Below are 22,243 nucleotides of genomic sequence, written 5' to 3'. Positions count from 1 at the left end.
ATGTGACAAGGTGCACACCATAAATTTTGAGCGCGATTATAGAGGGATTTATTCAAAAAGCAAACGTTTGCTTTGGGCTAAAAAGAAAAGGCGATAACGGAATGGTTATCGCCTTTTAGGTTTTACCTTGGGAGGTTAGTTTTTTAAGTACTTATCGAAGAAGCCCAACACATGAGCGTAATATTTAGCTCGGTGTTCATCTTTGTAAAAGCCATGTCCTTCATCGTCTAACACAAAAGATTCGTATGGGTAGTTGAGCTTGTCGAGTGCTTTAGCCATTGCCTCATAATGTTCAATGGGCGCACGTTGATCTTTTCCACCATGCACGAGAAGAATAGAAGCTTTCAACTTGTCTGCATTATGAGTTGGAGACATGGCTTTCCAGACTTTAGGGTCGGTTCCCAGTACTTCTTTCAAAAAGCTTAATCCCATGCGGCTATCGGGCACATCACCTTCGGTGAACATCAACTCAAGGTCATAAACACCGGCACTGCCCACGGCGCACTGAAACAACTCAGGTGCAAGGGTGGCGGATTGCAATGCACTGTATCCGCCAAAGCTTCCGCCAGAAATACAGATGCGTTCTTTATCTGCGATGCCTTCTGCGACAATGTGTTTGGTGGCGTCGATGATGTCATATTGAATGTTCGTTCCCCATTTACGATAGCCAGCCTCTTCAAACTGCTTACCGAAGCCACCACTGCCACGGAAATTTACTTGCATCACAGCATAGCCATTGTTAGCGAGAAACTGATTCTCCTCGGTAAAACGCCACCAATCTCTTGGACCATGAGGACCGCCATGTGGATTGACGATAAGAGGGAGATTTTTAGCTTCAGTATTTGGTGGCAACGTCAGATAACCAGAGATGGTTTTCCCGTCGCGACTGGTGAACTCAAAAGGCTTCACTTCGGCCATTTTCTCTGGGTCTAACCACTCTCGTGCCGAGAACAGATAACGAATTTCTTTTGGTTCGGTGGTAAATAAGTAGTAATCCCCAGGGTTTCTATCGTTAAAGGCCATAATGACGTAAGCATCACCAGCTTCAGTTTCACTGACTAGGCGAACTTGATGACCAGGTAGAGAAGTTAGGATTTGCTTTAAGTATTCGCTGCGTTTGTTTTTTGGATCAACAAAGGCATAAGTAGGGTAATCACTTTCAAACTCGACGGCGTAAAGCTGTTTTGAGTCTGGATCTAACCAATACTCCTTCGGATCGACGGTATCATCCGAGGCAACTTTTGTACTTTTACCGGTTTTTAAGTTGAGGTGATGGATTGCTCTTGGCTCTCCTGACTGACTTATCGCGGCATAAACGGAATCTTGATTCTCTGCAAAAGAGATAGGATAGAATTCTTCGAAGTTTTTTAAAGCCGCCAATTTATCGGAGCTTTTCCATTGATCGTTGACGCGATAATAAAGCTCGACTTTGTTATTGCTATTCAAGCCTGAAACAAAGCGAACTTCACCATCATGGTCGGTGAGAAACCGACTAAACGGGATGGGTGCTGTCGTTATCTTTGAGCGCCTACCGGTGTATACGTTGACGCGGTACACCTCTCTTGGCGCTTCTAAGTTGAAACTGTATTCACCGAGAGGAAGAGCAGAAACTAAGATATGGCGGTCGTCTTCAGGCAGAATATCTAGGACATCACCGTAAGCTCTTACGATAGAAGATGCTCGCACTAGGCGGCTAGTTTGAGGAGGGTTATAACCAAATATATAAGCGTATTTGTTTCCATCCACATTGGCCGAGACGAGTTCGCCATAGTAGCGAGGAGCGGTAGACCAACTCTTTAAATATTCTTTGGATGCGACAACTCGTTCATTATTGACCCAATAATAATCACCCACTTGCTCGTTACCTGAGAAGCGCAGCACACTGCTCGGCTGCATGGTTTTACTGTCGAGTATAACCAAAGCATCTTTACCATCGATACTGGATTCAAAGGCTAAGTGCTTGCCGTCAGGTGATATTTTTGGATTAAAGTAAGCCGAACTTTTGGCAAAAAGTTCAGCCGACTGAAGAATCGCGCTCTGTTTATCTTGCGCTGCTATGGGGGCGGAGTGTACAGAGCCAACTAATGCTGCTGTGACCGCAAGCAAGGTACGTTTTTTCATGCATCTATCCTTGATGACATTGTGTATTTATGACGTTTTTATATCCGCTTGGAGTATTAACTTTATGTAGAGTTTACTTGCTCTAACTTGTCGTAATTATTGAATAAAGTCGACTTGGTTTTTATTAAATGAGAGATTCATTGGTGGAATGAATGTATGCGAAACCAACCTTACAGAACAGTGTCTGTAAGGAGGTTTATTGATGGAGCGAGGGTAGGTGAGAAAAGAACAGCTTACGCCTTAGAGTAAATGTCACGCTCACCTAACCAACGGTCAATAATTGCGGTCGCATTCGTCGGGTAGTTGTCATGAATGTAACGCGCAATGCGTTGAACTTCTGGAATCAAGCGCTGATCTCGTACTAAGTCAGCAATTTTAAAATCGGCCAAGCCAGTTTGTTTGGTACCAAGAAGCTCACCCGGCCCACGAATCTCTAAGTCTTTCTGTGCAATCACAAAGCCGTCGTTGCTTTCACGTAATACGCCTAAACGTTTTTGGGCGGTTTTTGATAGTGGCGAGTGATACAGTAACACACAATGACTGGCGACTGAACCTCGACCAACACGACCTCTAAGCTGGTGCAACTGAGCCAAACCTAAACGCTCTGGGTTCTCGATGATCATCAAGCTGGAATTAGGTACGTCTACGCCAACTTCAATTACTGTCGTTGCGACCAGCAAATGCAGTTTATTGTCTTTGAAATCCTGCATCACCGCTTGCTTCTCTGCGGGCTTCATTCGTCCGTGCACTAGACCAATTTTTACGTCAGGCAGTTTGCGTTGCAGCTCTTCTGCGGTATCAGCGGCAGCTTGAGCTTCCAAGACTTCAGATTCATCAATTAAGGTACATACCCAATACGCTTGTTTGCCTTCGTTTAAGCAAGCATTGCGCACTCGTTCGACGATATCATCGCGTTTGGTGTCTGGAATCGCGACGGTCTGGATTGGTGTTCGACCTGGCGGTAGCTCATCAATCACCGACGTTTCTAAGTCGGCATAAGCAGTCATGGCTAATGTTCGCGGAATCGGCGTTGCTGTCATGATGAGCTGATGTGGATAAGCGCCTTGTTTCGCGCCTTTCTCTCGCAGTTCTAAGCGCTGGTGGACACCAAAGCGGTGCTGTTCATCAATAATGACCAAAGAAAGATGATGGAACTCAACATGCTCTTGGAAAAGGGCGTGAGTGCCCACTACCATTTTCGCTTCACCACTGGCAATCCGAGCTAGTTCGGCTTCTTTGGCTTTACCTTTCAATTTACCCGCAAGCCAACCGACCTGAATGCCCATTTTCTCGAACCAATTAGCGAAGTTAATCGCGTGCTGTTCGGCGAGCAGTTCGGTAGGTGCCATTAAAGCGACTTGATAGCCGTGTTCAATGGCTCTGACTGCTGCGAGTGCCGCAACTAAAGTTTTTCCCGAGCCTACGTCACCTTGAACAAGACGCATCATTGGGTGCGTTTTTTCTAAGTCAGCTTCAATTTCATTAACGACTCGTGCTTGAGCATTGGTCGGCGAGAAGGGCAATTGAGCTAGTAGCTGCTTTTTCAGTGAGTCACACGACGCCAAAGGTAATGCAACGTCTTGTTGTCCTTTGCTGCGCACTGCCAACATAGAGAGGTTCTGCGCCAGTAACTCTTCCATGATCAACCGAATTTGAGCAGGGTGTTTACCTTCATCAAACTCATCCAAATTAATGGTTGGAGGCGGTCGATGAATCGTATGCAGCGCTTGCGACATGGTGATCTGGTGGTTGTACAAACCAGAAGGCAGCAACTCTTGTACAGCGGCTTTATCGAGGAGTGATAAGGCTTGTTCCGTCAGGTTACGCAAAGTGATTTGGCGTAACCCATCGGTGGTTGGATAAACGGGGGTTAAGCTCTGTTCCACATCCGGCTTTTGTTCACTTGCATAAAACTTGTAGTCAGGGTGAACAATTTCTAAGCCCATACCGCCACGCTTAATTTCACCGTAAGCGTGTACTAACTTACCGTTCGAGAAATTGTTCTTCATCGCGGCAGTAAAGTTAAAAAAGCGTAGGGTAATGGTGCCATTGCCGTCGCTGATTTTTACCGTCAGCATTTTGCGTTTGCCGAAAGTAGTATCGACAGCCATGACTTTGCCCTGTACCGCCGCCCAAAGTCCGGCATGCAGTTTGGCGATTGGGTAAATGCGAGTGCGATCTTCGTAACGAAGAGGAAGATGAAACAGTAGATCTTGAACGCTATGCAAGCCAACTCTGGCGAGTTTTTCTGCGACTTTAGCGCCAACTCCAGACAGAGAAGTTAAAGGAACAGCAGATAACATTTGGGCAGACATAGTGGGCTCAAGAAAATAGTTAACATAGCAGTATGTTAACCACTAAGCTGTGTTTTTGTACAGGATTAAGTTAGAGAAAGGGATATGGGAACGCTTACGCTCCGAGATTCGAGAACGCGGAAACAAACTAACCAGTGAGGCAAGAAAGAGCCATATCGATTGACGATATGAGGTTATCCCGAAGTGAAACGTTCTCGCCTCTCGAGTCTATTTATTTCTTCTGCATCTCTTTCCACCATGATTCGTCAGCCACAATTTGGCCTTCGTCATCAAGTTGTGGGTATTCTAGCCCTTTGCGCTTCGCTACCTTTGCTAAGACCGGATGCCCACGTTCGAACAAAATGCGGTTGATGGTTTCTTTTGGTAGAGCGCTCTCTTCACGTTCGTACATGCCAGCGGCTTCACGCTGACGCTGCGCTTCATAAAGAATCACAGCACTGGCGACTGAGACATTCAGAGACTGCACCATACCGATCATTGGAATAATGATGTCTTGGTCTGCGAGTTTCTTCGCTTGCTCTGAAGCGCCGATTTTTTCGCTACCCAGAATAATTGCCGTTGGCTTGGTGTAGTCGATTTCACGAAAATCGACCGCGGTGTCCGAAAGGTTCGTGACCAAAACCTGCATGCCTTGCGCTTTGAGCTCGGTAATCGCGGTTTCAATCGAATTGTGAGTATCTACTTCTACCCAGTTACGTGCGCCTGCTGAGGTGTGAGTGAGGGTACGCATTTTGTCTGGCCAAATCGCATGAACTTTGTGTAAGCCTGTTGCGTCAGCAGTACGGATCACAGCGGATACGTTGTTTGGCTTATGAACTTCTTCAAGGCACAGAGTGAGGTCGGTTTGGCGTGCTTTTAGCACCTGATGAATGCGGTTGTAACGTTCTAAATTCATAATTAATAGGGATATAAAAAATCGCCACCCAGTGATTGGATGGCGATGAAGTTTAGTTCTTTCTTCGTCTGACTCGAGTCGCCTGTGGCATGGTCTTAATTTTACGCATGATGCCAGCAAGGTGAACACGATCTTTGGTGGTTAGCAGTACGGTAACGGTGTACAAGCGACCGTCGCGCTCTTCGGTCGAGAGACCGTGAATGTTCGAACCGGTTTTCGAAATCACATTGGTCAATTCCGCTAACGCACCTTGGTTGTTAAGCATATCGACTTTCAGTTCAGCGATGAATTCTTTGTCGTACTCTTCAGACCAAGCAACAGCCATGTATTTGTCTGGTTCTTTTTGATAACCGCGTACGTTTGGACACGTTTCACGGTGTACCACAAGACCACGACCAGGTGATACGTGAGCGATAATGTGGTCATCTGGGATAGGGTGACAACAATTTGCGAAAGTCAGTAGCAGGCCTTCAGCCCCACGGATTGGCAGTTTCTTTTTAGATTCGTTTGGAATCGAACTTGTTGTGGTCAACTCATCGGTGTCACCTAGTAGGCGACGAGCGATGACGATACTCATCAATTCACCCAAACCAATTGCTGCAAGCAGATCATCAACGCTTTCTAAACGTAGATCCGTGAGCACTTCTTGGATGTTTTCTGGGTAGATTGAATCAATCGAGTGGCGACCTAAGGCGTGATTCAGAAGGCGACGACCCAAGGTAATCGACTCTTCGCGACGCATGGTTTTCAATACTTGACGAATCTTAGTGCGGGCACGCGATGTCACGACATAGTTTAACCAAGCCGCGTTTGGACGAGCGCCTGGTGCACTGATGATTTCTACCGTCTGACCGTTCTTCAGTGCCTTACTCAATGGGTAAGGGTTGCGATCAACACGAGTACCAACGCAAGAGTTGCCAACATCAGTATGCACTGCATAAGCAAAGTCGACCGCTGTAGCACCTAACGGCAATTCAACGATACGACCTTTTGGCGTGAAGACGTAAATTTCGTCTGGGAACAGATCCGATTTTACGTTTTCAATGAATTCGAATGAGTTACCTGCACTTTGCTGTAGCTCAAGTAGGCTTTGCATCCAACGCTGAGCTTTCACTTGCGCTGTTGTGCCAGACTTGTCGCCCTTGTCTTTGTATGACCAGTGTGCTGCAACACCTTTATCCGCCATTTGATCCATATCTTCGGTACGGATCTGAACTTCTACTGGTACACCGTGTGGGCCGACCATAGAAGTGTGTAGCGATTGGTAGCCGTTCGCTTTTGGTACTGCGATGTAATCTTTCATGCGACTAGGGCGCGGCTTATACAAGCTGTGTACTTGGCCTAGGACGCGATAACAAGTATCGGCAGTATCAACAACCACTCGGAAAGCGTAGATATCCATGATGGTGTGGAAACGCTGTTCTTTGGTTTTCATCTTGTTGTAGATGGAGAACAGGTTCTTTTCACGACCTAACACGCGCGCATTTAAGCCTACATCTTCGAGTCGGCCTTCAATTTCGCTGTGAATACGTTGGATCATCTCTTTTCGATTACCACGTGCCGCTCGCACCACTTCTTTTAGAACGCGGTAGCGGTTAGGGTAAAGCGCTTCGAAGCCAAGCTCTTCGAGTTCCGTTTTGATATTGTGAATACCAAGTCGGTGAGCCAGCGGCGCGTAGATTTCCAGTGTTTCACGAGCAATACGGCGTTTTTTGTCAGGGCGCAGGGCACCTAGCGTGCGCATATTGTGCGTACGGTCGGCCAGTTTGATCAGGATAACGCGGATGTCTTGCACCATCGCCAGAACCATCTTACGGAAGTTCTCGGCTTGAGCCTCTTTCCTATCGCGGAATTTGAGTTTGTCCAGTTTAGATACACCATCAACCAGCTCAGCGACGGTATTGCCGAATTTCTCTTCGAGATCTTCTTTTGTAACGTCACAGTCTTCGATGACGTCATGCAGCAAAGCAGCTTGGAGGGTTTCGATATCGAGGCGCATTTCGGCCAAGATTCGAGCCACAGCGACTGGGTGGATGATGTATGGTTCACCGCTTGAGCGGGTTTGCCCTTCATGGGCATCTCTTGCTACCACATAAGATTGACGCAGAGCCTCAATTTGAGGCTCTGTTAGGTATTCTTGGGCAACGTCTTTGAGGCTATCGAATAGATACAAATTATAGGCCCGGGAGGTTGTTGAATTCTAAAGTCAGAATTAACGGTTGTGAGCGATGCTGCTTACTGCCGCTAGCTCTGCCGCTTCTTGCTCTTGCTGTTCTTGACGTTCACGAGCGTCTAGAACTTCTTTAGTAATTAAACCTTCTTCGATTTCGCGTAGAGCGATAACCGTTGGCTTATCGTTCTCTTCTGGCACTAGTGCATCTTTACCGCCAGTTTGCATTTGACGAGCGCGGCGAGCCGCAATCAGTACTAGGTCGAAACGGTTGCCAACTTTTTCAACAGCGTCTTGAACAGTTACGCGTGCCATGAGGACTCCAAATAGTTAACTAAATTTTGAATGACGAGAAAGTATACAGTCTCAGCGTAATATTTACTAGCGATAAGACGTGCAACAACAATGACTTTCTATATAAACAATATAAGCTTCCTTACCGTAATAAAGAAGCGAAAATTTGTGTTTCCGAACAGAATTACTCTGCTAGAAGCGCATCAAGCATACCTTTATATTTAGCAGCTTGCTTTTCTTCCTTCAATCTTTCCGCACGTAGAATGGCTTTAAAGTCCATTAATGCAGTGTCGAAATCATCGTTTACGATTACGTAATCGTACTCGTTGTAGTGTGAGATTTCAGACTTTGCTTCTGCCATGCGTTTTGCGATTACTTCTTCACTGTCTTGACCACGAGTGTTTAGACGGCGCTCTAGCTCACCATTTGATGGTGGCAGGATAAAGATGCTTTTCGCTTCTGGCATTTGCTCACGGATTTGGCGTGCGCCTTGCCAATCGATGTCTAGGAATACGTCGATGCCTTTATTTAGCGTTTCTTCAATCCATACGCGTGATGTGCCGTAGTAGTTACCGAACACTTCTGCATATTCTAGGAAGTCGCCTTTAGTAATTAGAGTTTCAAACTCTTCTTTTGCTACGAAGTGGTAGTGCGTACCATTTTCTTCGCCAGGGCGCATGCTACGAGTAGTATGAGACACAGACACTTTCATTGCGTATGTTGGGTTGCGTTCCAACATTGCTGAGATCAAGCTAGATTTACCTGCGCCGCTAGGTGCCGATACGATATAGAGAGTACCTTTGCCCATTGTACTGTTCCACTTTTGGTTGGATTGAGTGAATGCCGAAAGAGTATCGACCTTGTGTCATGCTAATAACGCTTATTGGCGAAATTGGTATAACGATAGCACTGACGTTGATGTTTTTCTCACCAAACCGCTTGAGATTGGTGATAAACCCGCCAGAAAAATGGAGGCGAAGAGTATCATGATCTCTTTGCGGTGGCTAGCCGATCTTTTGGATCTTTGAGGCTCAGTATAAATTCATATCTTTGTATACAGAAACGAAAAAAGGGGAAGCTTTCACTTCCCCAGGCGTGCGACTGACTCACACTTAATTTTCGGAGCAACCATAACCACTTTGGTTACTACTTTACAGGTGTTGGTGGCCTGTTAGCCTTGAGACTCTAAGAAGTTGATCCAAGGGCTAGCGACAGGCTTCATATCAGGCGATTGCGCTGCACTCTTCATTGCTTTTAATGCATTGCTTGGCTGATTTAATTCGAAGTACGCCATACCTCGAATGTAGTTCAGCTCACCTTTATCATCACGTTTGGCGTCTGGTGCGGCATTCTTAGCAAACTTAGTTGCTGCTGAATACTGCTTGTCGAGAATCATCAAACGAGCAATCTTGATCTGCGTTTTTGCTTTTGGCGCTAACTTGTAGGCCGCTACATAAGTCTCGATCGACTTATCTAGTTCCTGCGCTTGTTGCCAGAAAGACGCTAGTTTTTCTAAGTTTTCAGCAGTACGCGCAACATGACCTTCTTCCATCGACGTTTGCATTGTTTTAGCCGCGCGGAAAGGTACACCTTGATAAGCTTGGAAGTTCACTAAGCGTAGATACTCTTTCTCTCCCTCTAAAAGACCCATTTTATGAGCCATTTCTAAGGTTGAAAGGGCATTACGCTCTTGTTTGAGTTCCATGTAAATACCAGACAATTGTGTCCAGTAACGCTTATTTTGCGGGTACTTGGTAGTCAAGATTTTTAGCACGCCAGCAACACTTTTGAATTGCTTTAATTCATAGTGAGCAGACATCAACAGCTGATACCAAGATTCACTAGGATTCTTCGTCATTGCAATTGCCTTTTTGGTTGGCGGAATTGCGTTGCGGTAATCTTCTAGTTGAATGTAAGCACTTGCCAATGTGATGTAAGCATGTGCTTGAGGTTTTTCCTCTGTTGTTTCAGCAATCTTGAACCACTCGTTCATCGTATTAACTGATTGCTTAAATTTGCCTTCTGCTAGATAAAGCTGTGCGAGGCTATAACGAACCTGTTGAGCTACGGGTACTGGTAAAGCATCTAACTTGAGTGCTTCAGCAAAGTACTTCGCTGCTTTTGGGTAATCGTCCTTTAAAGAATATAGAAAGCCCATCTGTTGTAGTAACACGGCGCGGTCGTATTTCTTTTTCTTGGTACTTCCCAAGGCAGAGTTCAGTTTAGAGATAGCATCCGAGTATTTTTCAGTTGCAATCAGTTCCTGAACTTTGTTCACAGTTCGGAATGTTCTGTCAGACAACTCTGGTGTTTTTGCTAGGGCAGGTGCGCTGTACGCACCTGCAATAACCAATAGAGAAGCTAACAATTTTGTATATGTTTTCATGTTGCGACTCCTTAGTTAGTAGAGAACTCGATTTCTTGCGATAAGCGTGAAGTTACCGGCTTTCCATCAACCATTTTTGGTTTAAAGGTCCACTTTGATACGGTTTTTCTTGCTGCTTTACCCAAGCCTAACTTACGTGGTGTTTCTTTTAAGACTTTGACATCTTGAACACTGCCACGCTCGTTAACAGTAAACTCTACTAAAACGATACCTTTCTCAATCCCAGCTCGTGCCGCTTTACGTGGCATTTGAGGTTGGAATGTCGCAAGAGGAACTGGGCCTCCGCTTCCAGCCAGTTGAGCGCCACCACCTTGCGAGTAGTGACCGAGTACTGAACCACCTGTAACGTTCACTGGTAGGTCGAGTTTCGGCATATCCATTGGGATTTGATCCATCACCGGTTTGACCGTTGCTGTTACCTTCATTTCAGGTGGCGGCGGTGGGCGCTTCGGTGGTGGTGGTTTCGGGAGTTCGCGCTTTTTCTCCTGTATTTTTTCGTCCGGTTTAATGCGAATGAATTCCACCATACGGAGATCATCATTCGACACTAGCTCGTGGCGCTCTTTGTTTACTAGCTTGTCCATCCCCCAGAACAATCCAAGGGAGACAATGAGCGCCAGTGCAATTGAGGCCAGATACCGCATAGGCTTAATCCTTATTGGTTGCGGCAATGGAGATGCTTTCAACACCTGCCATCTTAATCTGGTCCATCACCTTCACGACTACGCCAGCATTTGCTTCTGTATCCGCTTGGATTACAACCGCACCGTCTGGGCTTTCAGCACGTAGACGCTCGATGTTGGCACGAACCGCATCGACTTCAATACGACGCTTGTCTACCCACACATCGCCTGCTGCACCGATAGCAACCATGATGTTACCTTTCTTCACGGTTTGCGCTGAACTTGCCGTAGGACGATTTACTTCTAGACCTGCTTCCTTAACAAACGATGTTGTTACGATAAAGAAGATCAACATGATGAATACGATGTCTAGCATCGGAGTCATATCGATAGCAGCCTCGTCGCTGCTGTCATTGCTATAGCGTCTCTTCATGACCTATACCTCTAATTCCGTTTACTCAGGCAATGTGCTTCAGCTTGTCTTCAAGCTTCTGCGTGGTGACTTTGGCTAAATGATCAAGACGAGTACTAAAGAAAAGTCCTGATAGAGAAGCCACCATTCCCGCTAATGTTGGGATTGTTGCCTTTGAGATCCCCGAGGCCATTGCTCGGGGGCTTCCTGTTCCTGTTACCGCTAAGATGTCGAATACTTGAATCATACCGACAACAGTGCCGAGCAGACCAAGTAGGGGACAAAGTGCAATCAGTACTTTAACGATTGGCAGTCCCTTTCTATTCTCAATATCCTGACGAGAAACCATTTCTTGTCGGATCATCTTTGCGTTCCAGCTTTTATGTTCTGAACGCTCTTCCCAAAAGCTCACCGCTTTTTTCATTGCTTTGGGAGCGACAGCAGCGAAGTAAAACCAACGTTCTAACAAGACTGCCCATAACATAAAGCTGAGGATAAAGATGGCGACAAGTACATCGCCACCCATTCCCAAGAAGCGCCTAATTGATTCAAGTTCTCCAACTAACCACCACATAATGCCTCCTTAGCTTTCGGCTTTATGCAGTTTTTCCTGATAGCGAGCGATGAAGCCTGCACTCTGTTCTTCAAGAGTTTGAACCAAACGGCGACCTTTACTGTGTACGATGGTGTACAGGAACAGTAGAGGAATTGCGACAACTAGACCAAGCATCGTAGTAACAAGTGCTTCTGAGATACCGCCAGCCATTAGCTTCGGATCACCTGTACCAAATAGTGTGATTGCTTGGAATGTACCGATCATACCCATAACGGTACCTAGTAGACCCAGAAGAGGAGCTACCGAAGCAAACAGCTTGATTGAACTGATAAAGCGTTCAATGCTCGGTGCGTTACGTAGGATGATTTCATCCAGTTTCGCTTCAAGATCCTCAAGGTTGTCACCTTTGTGGTCTTGGTAAGCTTGGATTACTTCACCCAGAGGGTTACCTGGAATAACAGTGTCTGATTTCGCTTGCTTACGCATTTTGCCACCAATAACCAATAGGCGTAGGTAACAGATAAGCGCGATAAGTGCACCGATAGCACCCATGCCTAGGATGACGTAACCCACGATACCACCTTGGTCAATACGCTCCTGAACAGTAGGGCTTTGTACGAGTAGAGACAGAATCACACCACGAGATGGGTCGATAAACAAAGGTTCGTATGTGCCTTCTGCTGCTTCAAAACCACCAACTAGGCCAGTAATGTTTTTGCGTGGTTGGCGTGATAGTTCTTCAAACTTAGCGGTTTGAGGTACGTAAGTAACGTACTTACCATCTGCGATTGCGTTAAACTCACCGACAAGAGTGACGTCACGTACCGCTTCTTTACCTTCGCCGTATACAACCGTTGCTTGTGCTGTTGTTGTCTCGCCTGATGCCACTACCTGTTGTAGGATCGTGTGCCAAAATGCTTCAAGTTCTTGCGTTGATGGAAGTTCTTTACTTTCTGCTAGTTTCGTAAGAAGCGCGTCACGCTCTGGGAAAAGAACAGCATTTTGTGAAGCGGCAAATAGGCCTTTAAATTCACCTGCATACTGACGAACCACACCAAACATTTCACCTAACGTACCTGAACGAACACGCAATGTTTCTGTTAGGTCAGTTAGCTGTTTGTCGTTTTCATCAAATGTTGCTTTTAATTCGTCACCAAGAGCTTGTTGTGCTGCAAGTTCTGCACGTGCTTTTTCAAGAAGTGCAGCTTGTTGGTCACGGTTGTTTTTGAACTCAGCTTCACGAGCCTTGTTCTCTTTTGATTCAACGATACTTTCTGATTTTACGTTTTTCAGTAGCTCAGATAAGTTCTTAGGTGCTTCAGCTTGCGCACCGGAAATCATGAATAAGCTCGCTAGCAAACCAGCGGCTAGAGTTTTGAATCCTTTCATTTCTTATTCCTCCCCAGCAAATACAGGCAGTTTGATCAGCGCTGGTGGCGCTTGTTTCTTAGCGATACGAAGGCCTTGCTGTACAGCGATACGGTAGTTTTCTGGTAGTGATTCCCATTGACGGGTTTGTTGATTCCACATACCTGTTTCACCGCCATCCGGAGATTGGAATAGAAGCGCAGTACGACCAATACGTAGGAAGTCGTAAGTCACGGTCTCACCGTTACGCTCTAGGCTAGCTTTGTAAGATTCGATTGAGCGAGAGAAGCCTTCTTCAATTTGATACGCTTCCATCACTTTACGGAATTTCTCAGAAGTTGTTACGTCTGCACGATCCATCAGGTCACGCAATTCGTTAACGCGCTTTGCGCGTTCTTCCTTTTGGAAAGGAAGATCAAGCACAACGAACTCATCAAGAGCGTCGATCATTTTCAATGTAAGAGGCACAACCTCAGTCGCGGTTTGATCGATTTGAGCAATCTGGCTGTTTAATGAATCCAATTCGCCTTGCTGCGATTGAACCATACGATTGATTTGCTCGTTGTAGATTTTCATGCTGTCGATCTGACGCAGAAGGCCTTTGTATTCAGCCAACATGCCTTCAGTGCTTTCAGCATAGGTGTCGATTTTTTGTTGTGAAGCCTGAGAAGACTTCGTCGTTTTTGCTTGGTTAGCGACGACGGTACCAGAGTCTGCAGCGACGGCTGCTCCGCTTACCGATAAAATCGCGGCAGTAACTGCACTTACGCCAAATTCCTTTAACGTCATAGTTGCATCCTTGTCAGTGTATAAAAGTCAGTCGAGTGGGGCGCAGGAAAAGCTCCTGCGCCAAAGGTTTTAATTAAAAGTTTTGAGAGTATTTCACGAAGTAAACGCGGCCTTGAATGCTGTATAGGTCAGCATCGTAAGTCACACCATCAGATTCAAACGCTGGGTCTTCATCTGTAAGGTTACGTACACCTGCTGTGAACTTCGCATCCCATGGAGCTAGGTAGTTGTATGCTACGTTCCAGATGGTTTGCGATGGGATGTTGCCTGTCTTGTTGTAGTTCTCATCAACGTCTTGTGCTTGTGACGCGATGTAGTCTGCTGATAGGTAAACATCGTGCTCTTCTAGGAAGTTAAGGCCAACACCTGTGTTGAAACGGTACTCAGGTAGACCATTACGGCCAACTTGGTTATTTACTGGACCATTCACGTATTCAGGTGCGCTGTAGTCAAGAACATAACTACCCATGAAGTCGTAACGTAGAACTGCTGAGTCGAAGTCATAACGGTAGCCAACTTTTAGGTCAAGACCAGATGTATCTAGAGTACCTAGGTTTTCTAGACCCGCTGTTGCGTGTGTAATACGATCTGTAGCATCACGGTCGATGTTCGGGTTAGAAACACCGCTGCTACGCTCCTGGTCAATCATGCTTTGTAGCGAGTTAAGTGTGATTACGTCATCGATACTGATGTTGTAGTAATCAAGTGTTAGATCTAGATCTTCGATTGGTGAGTAACTTACACCGAAGTTAAATGAAACTGATGTCTCAGCATCTAGATCTTCGTTTGATGTACGAGTTACATCATATTGAGTTTCTGGACAGTCCGCGTCAGAAATGCCATTTGCTTGACAGTAAACGTAATCTTTTGCGCTGTCTGCAGAGAAGCTATCCGCACCGTAAAGGTTTGCTAATGTTGGTGCACGGAAGCCCATACCCGCACCTGTACGGAACATTAGGTTATCAAGAGGTTGGTAACGGAATGATGCTTTTGGTGAAATCTCACTACCAAAGTCACTGTAATGGTCGTAACGTGCCGCAACGTTCATCTCTAGCTCATCGGTAAATGCGATCAGAGACTCTGCGTAAAGCGCGTAAGTTTCACGGTCACCACCTGCTGAGTTACCAGAACTACCGATGATGTTACCTGCTTCACTTTGTGGATCGTATTTGTCAAAGTAATCGTAAGTTGTGAACTCTGCACCAATATACACAGGGATAGTAACGTCGCCGATTTCTGCTAGGTCAAACTGAAGACCACCGTAGAAATTGTGCATTTCCATTTGCGTTTCGCGGCTTGTTCCGGCTGCTAGGTCGCTCGTTGCATCGGCACTGAACTCGCCATCTACAAACTCGCCTGAGTTCGCTAGCTGCTCAGCCGGTGAGCGGAACACGTAACCTGTACCAATTTCGTTACTGTTCGAGAAGTTAAGCTGGTAACCCGTTTCCCAAACCACATCACCGAAGCTATCTGTGTAAAGTGTACCGTCTAGGCCTGCTTTCAAATCAGCTTGAAAGTCAGTTACGTTGTTGTCACGTGTACCTACGTTGTTGAAACGGTAGTAAACACGAGCAGGACCTGCTGCTGGATCGAGACCGTTCTCTGTGAAGAAGTCAGAACCACCAGATGTTGTTGGGTCAACTTCAAACCAACCTGCTGCAGGAGCGTAACGACCGAAGCTTTCGTTGCGGTTCAAAAGCACTTGTGCATTGAACGTTGTGTCGTCATTCAGGAAAATATTACCGTTAACAAAAACAGTATTACGCTCTAGAGAAGCAGTTTGCGCAGCATCAGCTGTGTAGTCGTAACCACAGATATCACCCAGACCAGGGTAGTTGGTTAGACCCACAAAGCCTTTTGATGAATCACAAGTTGCGTCTGTGTCGTAACCTTTCAGCGCTTTAAGCTCACCATTATGGTAAACGTTTCGGCCGTAGATACTCACACCAGACATATCAAAGTAGTTGTCCGCACCAGTATTGGTTGAGCTTAGGTAGTCACGATCGCGTTGGTAGATTTCGTCTTTACTATCATGCTCAAACGAGAACATGATGTTGCCTTTCTCACCACTTGTACCCATCACGAAAGCAACATTCTGTTCATCGCCGCCTTCTTGACTAGGGATACCTGAACCAACTGTGACGTTGATGCCGTCGAACTCATCTTTCAAGATGATGTTCACTACACCTGCAACAGCATCTGAACCGTATACAGCGGAACCACCGTCGGCCATTACTTCAACACGTTCTACGATTGCAGAAGGGATTACGTTGATGTTGGCAGCACCGCCACCCATCGCTGCTGAGCCAGGAAGACGTTTGCCGTTAATTAGAACTAGAGTACGTTCAGAACCTAGACCTCGTAGAGAGATGGTTGCTTGGCTTTGTGCCGAGCTGCCTGAACGTTCGCTGTGTGAACCAAAAGAGTTAAATGAAGATTTACGTAGTACATCAGCGATAGATACATCACCGGCACGTTCAATTTCTGCACGGCCGATTACTGCTACTGGAGTGCTTCCTTCCATAGACGCACGTGTTAAACGTGAACCAGTAACTTTCATCTTTTGAAGTTTTTCAACTTGCTGCTCTTCTGCCTGTGCTGCTAGTGGGGCCACTGCCGCCGCCGTTCCCAGTGCAAGGCTGATCGCAACAGATAAAGCGGTTGTGTTTTTATACATCCTTGTTGCTCCGATTATTATTATTTCCTATGTATGGTCACTTAAAGACCAATTGTGACGTTAAGATTTCGTTAACGCTTGCCACATGTATACCTGAGGTGAAAAAAGGAAGTCAAACCAGTGGTAAACAGAGATAAGGAAATGTAAAAAAGATGTAAAATTCCAAAAGTGATGTAAATCACAGAACAAATGGCTGTGTTAGGAAGGGTGGGCGAGATCAAATATTAATAAAACACCGTATTTTGTGTTTCTTGTAAAGACTAATGACTTATGTGGCCTTTGGTTTTTAACTAGGCGATTGGTACTGAAAATGGGTGCTTATCTAGAGAATTATTCTGATTTGGTTTTTTTATGGAATGCTCTCTATGTTAACTCGATCGCAAGGAGTGGTATCAGAATATGATACCCACCATTATAAAAGGGCTCACTCGTATTTCAGGGTCAAATAGTAATGGGCGTTTTCGTCTAATTATTCTCTATATATGCATGTTTATATAGGGTTTTGGCTCTAAAGTGCCCAGATTGATATTCTGTATGAATTGGTTTTGTGGTTTTTTATAATTTTTTACAAAAATATTTCTATTTTTCGACCTCGAGGGAAGTTTGTCATGTTTTGGGTTCAAACACTTGAAGCTTCAGTGGATTCAAGATAAATATGACGCTGAAATTATTGCAGTAGTGGAAAAAACTGGCTTTTGAAATTCAGGGAGTGTGTTTCAACAGCTTTAGTTACTACGGGATAGAGATGCACCATTTTGGGCCGGATTCCTCCTCTCCAATTCCGCCTAATAATGGACAGTAGACAAGGAGCAAGTTGTATATGCTGTCGTACTTTTTACGCCGTTTGGCGTTGGTTATCCCAACGTTTCTCGGGATTACCATTCTTATCTTTGCTATCACGCGATTCGTACCTGGTGGTCCGGTTGAGCGCATGCTTTCTCAAATGCAAGCGCAAGGTGATGGCGCCGCGTCAATGACATCTGCTGGCGGTAATACCGCTCTCTCCGATGATCAAATCGCTGAGCTGAATGCGTTTTATGGCTTAGATAAACCAGTGATGGAAGCCTATGTTGAGTGGTTGAGTCGCTTGGTGACGCTTGATTTAGGTGAATCTACTCGTTATTACGAACCTGTGTCTGACATGATTGCAGAGCGCTTACCTGTTTCTTTGTTTTATGGCGGAATGACCTTTTTTATCAGTTATTTTATTTCGATTCCGCTCGGCTATTATAAAGCGCTTAAACACGGCTCCGTATTTGATTCCGCTTCTTCTATTCTCATCTTTGTCGGGTACGCACTACCCGGATACGTGGTTGGTGTCCTACTTATCACCTTGTTCAGTTATCACCTAGAGTGGTTCCCGATGGGAGGTTTTGTCGGAGACGACTTTGATGACTATGAAACCTTCTTTGAGCGTGCAAAAGACATCATGTGGCATGCGGTACTGCCTCTAATCTGTTACCTGATTGGTGACTTCGCAACGTTAACGATGACGATGAAAAATAATCTGATGGAAAACTTGTCATCCGATTACATTCGTACTGCGATTGCAAAAGGTTTGCCATTTAAGAAAGCAGTACGCAAGCACGCGCTGCGCAATAGTTTGATTCCAATCGCCTCTCACTTTGGTAATTCATTGTTGTTCTTTATGACAGGTGCATTCCTTATTGAAGTAATTTTCAATATTGATGGCATCGGCCTGCTTGGTTATGAGTCCATCATGGAGCGCGATTATCCTGTAGTTATGGGCATCGTAGCTATCAACGCGGTATTGCTACTGATCGGTAATATCATTTCAGATATCTGTGTTGCTTTAGTCGACCCACGTGTGAAGTTTGGAGCGTAATATGATTAAAGTTAGCCCATTAACCCAAAAGAAGTTCCGTCACTTTAAAGAAATCAAACGCGGTTATTGGTCATTTTTGATCTTATCAACCATGCTGATCCTTTCATTGTTTTCGGAGCTGTTGATCAACAGTAAGGCACTGGTCGTTAAGTACGATGGTAGTTTTTACTTTCCTGTCGTCAGTGATGTCCGCTTGGGTTCTGAGTTTGGCCAAGCTTCTTCTAGTGAAGCAGACTACCGAGAGCTACAAAAGGTATTCGAATTAGAAGGTGGCGATAACTTCGTTGTATTACCTATTGTACCTTGGAACCCATACGAGCAAGACTTTAGTGGTGATTTCCCACCGACAGCGCCAAGCGCGGAAGATAAGCACTACCTAGGCACTGATGTGATTGGCCGAGACATTTTAGCTCGATTGGTTTATGGCTTTCGAACGGCAATGGGCTTTGCGTTGCTAACCATGGCCATCTCGTATGCGATTGGTACTGCCGTGGGTTGTGCGATGGGCTTCTGGGGCGGAAAATTTGATTTATTTGTTCAGCGTTTGATCGAGGTCTGGTCAATGGTTCCGTTTTTGTACGTCATCATGATCCTCGTCTCGATAGTGCAACCAACCTTTACTCTGTTCGTCGGTATTAACGTACTCTTTGGGTGGATGGGGATGACTTGGTACATGCGTACCATGACCTATAAAGAGTCGGCTCGTGAATACGTAATGGCAGCACGTGCATTAGGTGCGTCAACCGGCCGTATCCTGTTCAACCACATCCTGCCAAATACCATGGTAATGATTGTGACGCTGGCACCATTTACTATCGCAGCGAACATCACAGCACTGACAGCACTAGATTACCTAGGCCTTGGCCTGATGCCTCCGACACCAAGTTGGGGCGAGCTGTTGCAGCAGGGTAAGTCGAATTTGGACTCGCCATGGATTGTTGCATCCGTTGTTAGCTCGATTGTCTTGGTATTGGTCATGGTGACTTTCATTGGCGAAGCTATCCGAGCGGCATTCGACCCGAAAAAATTCACGCGCTACGTTTAAGTAAGCATTGTGAGCAAAACATAAAAAGGGAAGTTTTATGAAAAAATTATTATTAGCGTCAACGCTGAGCGCCCTGAGTTTTGGTGCGATGTCAGCAACGCTTCCGACTGACTTAAACTGGCAAACAAATTGGGATGAGCCTCAATATGGCTCTCCTGAAGCAAAACGTGGTGGTACCTTCCGAGCGTATATGTCGAGCTTTCCTCAGACTTTGCGTAGTGTTGGCCCCGATGCCAACTCAGGTTTGCGTTCTTATATCCTGGATGAAACACCGGGATTGGTTGTACGTCACCCTGATACTCTCGAATTTATTCCGGAGTTAGCTAATGAGTGGGCGTTAGTGGGTGATAACAAAACCGTTTATTTTAAACTGAACCCAGAAGCAAAATGGTCAGATGGTAAACCTGTCACAGCCGACGATTTTGTATTTATGCTGAAGTTCTATCGCTCGAAAGACATTCTTGAGCCATGGTATAACGATTACTATAACAAGACTGTCGAAGATGTGATTAAGTTCGATGATTTAACGTTCGCGGTTAAAGCCGCGAAAGAGCTCAACCCTGAAGAGTTGTTGTTAAGAATGGGCGCACTGCGTCCTCGTCCTGCTCATTTCTATGCGAATCCAAAGAAAGATGAGAATGGTGATGGTATTCACGACAACTTTGTTCGCTATTACAACTTTAAGAGTGAACCAACTACGAGTGCTTACTACCTAGCGGATATCAAAAAAGGTAAAAGCGTTACCTTTAAACACGTAGGCGAAGACTGGTGGGGTTACTCGAACAAGTACTACCAAAACCGTTATAACGTCGACAAGATTCGCATCACCGTCATCCGTGATAACGATATTGCCAAGAAGCACTTTGAGAAAGGCAGTTTAGATGCATTTGGTCTGGTTCTACCAAGCTTATGGCATGACAAATCCAATACCGCACCTTACCAAAAAGGCTACATTCAGAAGTTCTGGGGTTACAACCAATACCCTGTAGGGGCTGGCGGTGTTTGGATGAATACTGCAATGCCATTATTGGATGATTTAAACATCCGCAAAGGCATTACTCACGCGATCGACTTTGATGGCATGATCGAAAACATCATGCGTGGTGACTACAGTCGTAAACCAAACCCAACAGGTTACGGCCACGGCAAATACACGTTGCCAGATGCTAAAGCTCCGAAATTTGACCCAGAAAAAGCGGCACAAGCGTTTGCTGCAGCTGGTTTTGATAAGATTGGTTCGGACGGTATCCGTATCAATGACAAAGGCCAACGTTTGAGCTTCGAACTGACGTACGCGACACCAGTACACACGCCTCGTATCGCCTTTGTGCGCGAACAGGCTAAATTGGCTGGTTTAGACATTGAGCTTAAGCTGATCGATGGCTCGTCGATGTTCAAATATGTGCGTGAGAAGAAACATGATTTAGCGTTCCTTGATATGGGTACTTCTGAGATACCAACCTATTGGGAATACTTCCACTCAGTGAACGCGAATAAGCCTCAAACCAACTCGTTCACAAACTACAGCACGCCTGAACTTGATGCGAAGATCATCGATTATCGCTTTAATATGGACATGGACAAAAAGATCCAACTTGGTCATGAAATCCAGCGTGACATTATTGATGCGCACGTGCTTGTTCCTGGTTATATGGTGCCTTACGTTCGTTATGGCCACTGGCGTTGGTTAAAGCTGCCAGAGAAGCCAATGAACCGCATGACGGAAGCACTGTTTAGCGGTGGCATCATTGGTGATGGCACTTACTGGATTGATACTGATGTGAAGAAAGAAACCCAGAAGGCGATGAAATCGGGTAAAACTTTTGAACCGGTTGTTGTCGTTGATGACACTTATAAGCTGTAAGGATGTGTTATGGAAAACGATGTAATCCTAAGTGTTAAAGATCTTGAGGTTGAATTCATTACGGATGATGGACCTGTCAAAGTACTGCATGGCGTAAACTTTGATGTTCGTGCTGGGCGTACCCTTGGTCTAGTTGGTGAGTCGGGCAGTGGTAAGAGTGTCACGTCGATGTCGATAATGGGTCTGTTGCCAAAACCATACGGTAATATCGTCAATGGTGAGGTCAATTACCGTGGTACAGACCTTGCCACATTACCAGCAGAAGAAATGTACGCCATGCGCGGCGACCGCATTTCTATTATTTTCCAAGACCCGATGACGGCTTTGAATCCCGTACATAGTATCGGGCGCCAACTGTGCGAAGTCTTGGAGTTGCACCGTCCTGAATTGGATAAGAGGCAAAGAGAGTCTTACGCGCTAGAAATGCTGGCCAAAGTAAAAATCCCAATGCCAGAAAAGCGTCTGAATGAATACCCACACAACCTATCGGGTGGCATGCGTCAGCGTGTGATGATCGCGATGGCATTAGCGTGTAAACCAGACATTCTTATCTGTGATGAACCAACCACAGCACTGGATGTAACCGTGCAGGCGTCTATTCTTGAACTAATGAATGAGCTTCAAGAAGAAACGGGCATGGCGATGATTTTTATCACTCATGATCTTGGTGTGGTTGCGGAAGTGTGTGATGACGTAGCCGTGATGTACGGTGGTCGTATTGTGGAAAAAGCCGAGATTTTCGAGCTGTTTGATAACCCACAGCACCCTTATACAGAACGTTTAATGGGTTTGATGCCGAGTTTAGATAACGAACCTAAACAGATGATCGATATTAAACCGATAGATACCAGTATGTTTGCTAGCTAACTGGTGCAAAGTGAA

The 22,243-nt window shown here is 45.6% G+C and carries 17 protein-coding genes; 4 read left to right on the top strand and 13 right to left on the bottom strand.

All coding sequences use genetic code 11. From position 1 onward, the window contains the following. Nucleotides 1–135 precede the first annotated feature (135 nt). From ITG12_RS10220 to ITG12_RS10160, 13 genes are all read right to left on the bottom strand, one after another. Nucleotides 136–2,121 (bottom strand): S9 family peptidase, encoded by a 1,986-nt coding sequence (locus ITG12_RS10220; protein WP_248873047.1) that lies wholly within the window; start codon nt 2,119–2,121, stop codon nt 136–138. 233 nt (nt 2,122–2,354) lie between these two features. Further along, on the bottom strand, nt 2,355–4,436 hold the full coding sequence (gene recG, locus ITG12_RS10215; protein ID WP_248873046.1) for an ATP-dependent DNA helicase RecG: 2,082 nt from the start codon (nt 4,434–4,436) through the stop codon (nt 2,355–2,357). Between the two features lie 211 nt (nt 4,437–4,647). Then, complete coding sequence (gene trmH, locus ITG12_RS10210) at nt 4,648–5,331, bottom strand: tRNA (guanosine(18)-2'-O)-methyltransferase TrmH (protein ID WP_038876971.1); 684 nt, start codon at nt 5,329–5,331, stop codon at nt 4,648–4,650. Nucleotides 5,332–5,383: 52 nt separating this feature from the next. Then, the gene (gene spoT / locus ITG12_RS10205) at nt 5,384–7,504 is read right to left on the bottom strand and encodes a bifunctional GTP diphosphokinase/guanosine-3',5'-bis pyrophosphate 3'-pyrophosphohydrolase (protein WP_038870099.1); all 2,121 of its coding nucleotides are present in this window, start codon (nt 7,502–7,504) and stop codon (nt 5,384–5,386) included. Between the two features lie 39 nt (nt 7,505–7,543). After that, nucleotides 7,544–7,816 (bottom strand): DNA-directed RNA polymerase subunit omega, encoded by a 273-nt coding sequence (gene rpoZ, locus ITG12_RS10200; protein ID WP_005379346.1) that lies wholly within the window; start codon nt 7,814–7,816, stop codon nt 7,544–7,546. Nucleotides 7,817–7,979: 163 nt separating this feature from the next. Next, nucleotides 7,980–8,603 carry a guanylate kinase gene (gene gmk, locus ITG12_RS10195; RefSeq protein WP_248873045.1) on the bottom strand — a complete coding sequence of 208 codons (624 nt, stop codon included), beginning with the start codon at nt 8,601–8,603 and terminating at the stop codon, nt 7,980–7,982. Between the two features lie 363 nt (nt 8,604–8,966). After that, the gene (locus ITG12_RS10190) at nt 8,967–10,181 is read right to left on the bottom strand and encodes a hypothetical protein (protein WP_039975902.1); all 1,215 of its coding nucleotides are present in this window, start codon (nt 10,179–10,181) and stop codon (nt 8,967–8,969) included. Nucleotides 10,182–10,192: 11 nt separating this feature from the next. Further along, nucleotides 10,193–10,825, bottom strand: coding sequence for an energy transducer TonB (locus tag ITG12_RS10185; protein WP_005529132.1), 633 nt, complete (start codon nt 10,823–10,825; stop codon nt 10,193–10,195). A gap of 4 nt (nt 10,826–10,829) precedes the next feature. After that, complete coding sequence (locus ITG12_RS10180; protein ID WP_005430119.1) at nt 10,830–11,237, bottom strand: biopolymer transporter ExbD; 408 nt, start codon at nt 11,235–11,237, stop codon at nt 10,830–10,832. A gap of 25 nt (nt 11,238–11,262) precedes the next feature. Further along, nucleotides 11,263–11,790: a MotA/TolQ/ExbB proton channel family protein gene (locus ITG12_RS10175; RefSeq protein ID WP_038870102.1), complete on the bottom strand. Its 528-nt coding sequence runs from the start codon at nt 11,788–11,790 to the stop codon at nt 11,263–11,265. Between the two features lie 9 nt (nt 11,791–11,799). Further along, nucleotides 11,800–13,161, bottom strand: a complete 1,362-nt coding sequence (locus ITG12_RS10170) for a MotA/TolQ/ExbB proton channel family protein (RefSeq protein ID WP_038870104.1) — start codon at nt 13,159–13,161, stop codon at nt 11,800–11,802. Between the two features lie 3 nt (nt 13,162–13,164). Beyond that, complete coding sequence (locus ITG12_RS10165; protein ID WP_038870106.1) at nt 13,165–13,929, bottom strand: DUF3450 domain-containing protein; 765 nt, start codon at nt 13,927–13,929, stop codon at nt 13,165–13,167. A 73-nt stretch (nt 13,930–14,002) separates the two neighbouring features. Then, nucleotides 14,003–16,606 (bottom strand): TonB-dependent receptor, encoded by a 2,604-nt coding sequence (locus tag ITG12_RS10160; RefSeq protein ID WP_248873044.1) that lies wholly within the window; start codon nt 16,604–16,606, stop codon nt 14,003–14,005. A gap of 820 nt (nt 16,607–17,426) precedes the next feature. Between ITG12_RS10160 and ITG12_RS10155 the strand changes: the two genes are divergently transcribed. From ITG12_RS10155 to ITG12_RS10140, 4 genes are read left to right on the top strand one after another with little or no spacing between them, the layout of a single operon-like run. Further along, nucleotides 17,427–18,452, top strand: coding sequence for an ABC transporter permease subunit (locus ITG12_RS10155; RefSeq protein WP_005434432.1), 1,026 nt, complete (start codon nt 17,427–17,429; stop codon nt 18,450–18,452). Between the two features lies 1 nt (nt 18,453). Further along, a complete protein-coding gene (locus ITG12_RS10150) occupies nt 18,454–19,497 on the top strand; it encodes an ABC transporter permease subunit (RefSeq protein ID WP_038870110.1) in 1,044 nt (347 codons plus the stop codon). 37 nt (nt 19,498–19,534) lie between these two features. After that, nucleotides 19,535–21,361: an extracellular solute-binding protein gene (locus tag ITG12_RS10145; protein WP_248873043.1), complete on the top strand. Its 1,827-nt coding sequence runs from the start codon at nt 19,535–19,537 to the stop codon at nt 21,359–21,361. A gap of 9 nt (nt 21,362–21,370) precedes the next feature. After that, entirely contained in the window at nt 21,371–22,228 is an 858-nt protein-coding gene (locus ITG12_RS10140; RefSeq protein ID WP_050566714.1) for an ABC transporter ATP-binding protein, read from the top strand. Nucleotides 22,229–22,243 lie beyond the last annotated feature (15 nt).

The organism is Vibrio sp. ED002, from assembly GCF_023277445.1.
GTDB classification, from domain to species: Bacteria; Pseudomonadota; Gammaproteobacteria; order Enterobacterales; family Vibrionaceae; genus Vibrio; species Vibrio jasicida.
This window is presented reverse-complemented; position numbering and strand designations above follow the sequence as displayed.

What these genes read in the sequence shown, in the direction of transcription:
- ITG12_RS10220 (WP_248873047.1), bottom strand. Translation starts at nt 2,121, where the DNA reads ATGAAAAAACGTACCTTGCTTGCGGTCACAGCAGCATTAGTTGGCTCT.
- recG (WP_248873046.1), bottom strand. Translation starts at nt 4,436, where the DNA reads ATGTCTGCCCAAATGTTATCTGCTGTTCCTTTAACTTCTCTGTCTGGA.
- trmH (WP_038876971.1), bottom strand. Translation starts at nt 5,331, where the DNA reads ATGAATTTAGAACGTTACAACCGCATTCATCAGGTGCTAAAAGCACGC.
- rpoZ (WP_005379346.1), bottom strand. Translation starts at nt 7,816, where the DNA reads ATGGCACGCGTAACTGTTCAAGACGCTGTTGAAAAAGTTGGCAACCGT.
- gmk (WP_248873045.1), bottom strand. Translation starts at nt 8,603, where the DNA reads ATGGGCAAAGGTACTCTCTATATCGTATCGGCACCTAGCGGCGCAGGT.
- ITG12_RS10190 (WP_039975902.1), bottom strand. Translation starts at nt 10,181, where the DNA reads ATGAAAACATATACAAAATTGTTAGCTTCTCTATTGGTTATTGCAGGT.
- ITG12_RS10185 (WP_005529132.1), bottom strand. Translation starts at nt 10,825, where the DNA reads ATGCGGTATCTGGCCTCAATTGCACTGGCGCTCATTGTCTCCCTTGGA.
- ITG12_RS10180 (WP_005430119.1), bottom strand. Translation starts at nt 11,237, where the DNA reads ATGAAGAGACGCTATAGCAATGACAGCAGCGACGAGGCTGCTATCGAT.
- ITG12_RS10175 (WP_038870102.1), bottom strand. Translation starts at nt 11,790, where the DNA reads ATGTGGTGGTTAGTTGGAGAACTTGAATCAATTAGGCGCTTCTTGGGA.
- ITG12_RS10170 (WP_038870104.1), bottom strand. Translation starts at nt 13,161, where the DNA reads ATGAAAGGATTCAAAACTCTAGCCGCTGGTTTGCTAGCGAGCTTATTC.
- ITG12_RS10165 (WP_038870106.1), bottom strand. Translation starts at nt 13,929, where the DNA reads ATGACGTTAAAGGAATTTGGCGTAAGTGCAGTTACTGCCGCGATTTTA.
- ITG12_RS10160 (WP_248873044.1), bottom strand. Translation starts at nt 16,606, where the DNA reads ATGTATAAAAACACAACCGCTTTATCTGTTGCGATCAGCCTTGCACTG.
- ITG12_RS10155 (WP_005434432.1), top strand. Translation starts at nt 17,427, where the DNA reads ATGCTGTCGTACTTTTTACGCCGTTTGGCGTTGGTTATCCCAACGTTT.
- ITG12_RS10150 (WP_038870110.1), top strand. Translation starts at nt 18,454, where the DNA reads ATGATTAAAGTTAGCCCATTAACCCAAAAGAAGTTCCGTCACTTTAAA.
- ITG12_RS10145 (WP_248873043.1), top strand. Translation starts at nt 19,535, where the DNA reads ATGAAAAAATTATTATTAGCGTCAACGCTGAGCGCCCTGAGTTTTGGT.
- ITG12_RS10140 (WP_050566714.1), top strand. Translation starts at nt 21,371, where the DNA reads ATGGAAAACGATGTAATCCTAAGTGTTAAAGATCTTGAGGTTGAATTC.